Genomic DNA, 1,773 nt, shown 5'->3' on the forward strand with positions numbered 1-1,773 from the left:
CGAGCATTACAACGAGGAACATCCACACAGCGCACTGAAATACCGCTCGCCTCGGGAATTCAGGCGCTTGGCTGAGGCATCAACTTAACGGGGTGTCGGTGTCCGGTTTGATAGGGGTAAGTCCAGCAACCCAGCAAAGAAGCCTTTCTCAGAGTGGTAGGCGTCGACGAACCACGGCAAAGGAAACAAGAGCAACGTCGCCCAAAATACAAAACGCCCCCCCCCCAGAGGTAGAACCAAAAGAGGCTTCTTTTGGCCAAGGACGCATGGCGATAGCGCTCGTGATTGATGACTTGGTGGTAGTCCAGTTGCTCATACGCTTGAGGTTTTCTCTTCCCTGACGCCAACTCTTCATCGTAAGCCTCAATGGCTCGAAGGTCGGTCGGCGTGCTGCCTTGAAACATGCTGACCGGACAAATTTCTTGAGCCCGCCCCCAGGGCAGGCGCGAGCTGCCGAAGCGTTTTAACCAGCCACGCTTGGTCGAGCTTGGCTGGTCTGGAATGCGCTCGGGGTGATAGGCGCTGGCGGCGTAGTGGCTGTGCATGGTACGGGCGGGTCCTTAGCGTTTTGTGTCCTGATTGCGGTGGTTCTGCTCATCGGCCCAGAAGGCTTGGTTGACCTTATCGAAGCGTGGTTGGCTGTGCCGGCTCGCGTCGTAACTTAGACGGTCGGTGGGAGAAGGCGCGGGGAAGTGCCAATTGCGCCCCTCACCCTGCAGGGTGATCTGCGCCCGTACGGCCAGTTCATAAGTCTGCCATGGAATGCCCGCTTCTCTTGGCATGGGCTGGGAGGCAGGCACCTCATAGAACAGTTCCAGGGCATCCGGGTAGAGCCGCTGCGCCAGGGGGAGGATCGGGCTCAAACGGTGGTTGCTGACCAGCAGCAGGTCCTTGTGGCTCAACCGGTGAGCACCGCTGCGCAGCTGGCTTGCGGCCTCAATATTGGCGCTGCCTAGGCTCGCGGCCAAGCCAGGGAGGTTGCTTTCGATGCGTACCTGGGTGTTGGCGCGGCGCATGGCGTGGTACTCGGCCGGGTCAAGCAGGCCCATGGCGCCACTGTGGCGTGCCTGCTCGGGGTTTTTGCCGATGCTGATGCTGATGCGGATGCCGGCAAAGAGACTGACAAGGCGATAGAACGACTCCTGCGGGTCCGCCCACAGGTGACGGACATCCGCTTCGCGGTTGCCACCGAAGGGGCCGTTGGTCAGCCACTCTTCGATGGGTTGACCACTACAAGGTGTAGTCATGCAGTTACTTGATCTGCGCCCAGCTCAGCCTCACGCAGGGCAATAGCCTGCTCCAGCTCGGATGAGCGTTTGGCCCACTCGTCATGGGGCAAGGGTTTTGACCATTCAAGAATGGCTGGATCAGTGAATTGCGGTGGAGGGGCGAGCTTCTTCCGCTCAATCAGATCGATCCAATGGCTACCATCGCTTTGCGGCACACAGACCTCTTGCCGCTGGCGATTGAAGCGCACAGGAAGCGGTACAGGTTGGACCAAGTTATACAGAAGCAGCAGAATGGGAACGCCACAAAAGCACATGAAACCAAACCAGTAGAGCACCTGAATCTCTGGCGAGTCTTCTGATGCAGGCAAGGGCATTACGAAGAAAAAAGTAGCAGTATCGGCCACAGGATCATGACAAATGTAGTGGTCTACTGATCCCGGACACCGATTTAGGCGAAAATCCTCGCCGTGAGAGAGGTGTCTGATGAGCAAACAACGACGTACGTTTTCCGCCGAGTTCAAACGCGAGGCAGCCGCCTTGGTGC

Annotated in this window: 2 protein-coding genes and 1 pseudogene; all 3 read right to left on the reverse strand. The window is 58.2% G+C overall.

Annotated features, from left to right (window positions below; genetic code table 11):
* Positions 1-59: 59 nt before the first annotated feature.
* A complete protein-coding gene (locus tag AB5S05_RS21995) occupies positions 60-545 on the reverse strand; it encodes a hypothetical protein (RefSeq protein WP_369289630.1) in 486 nt (161 codons plus the stop codon).
* 15 nt (positions 546-560) lie between these two features.
* Positions 561-1,247: a hypothetical protein gene (locus AB5S05_RS22000; protein ID WP_369289631.1), complete on the reverse strand. Its 687-nt coding sequence runs from the start codon at positions 1,245-1,247 to the stop codon at positions 561-563.
* Positions 1,244-1,773 (reverse strand): annotated as a pseudogene (locus AB5S05_RS22005) (hypothetical protein); the annotation flags it as partial. The gene AB5S05_RS22000 and the pseudogene AB5S05_RS22005, both read right to left, overlap by 4 nt.

It is taken from the genome of Pseudomonas zhanjiangensis (genome assembly GCF_041027545.1).
In the GTDB taxonomy this organism is placed as follows: Bacteria; Pseudomonadota; Gammaproteobacteria; order Pseudomonadales; family Pseudomonadaceae; genus Aquipseudomonas; species Aquipseudomonas zhanjiangensis.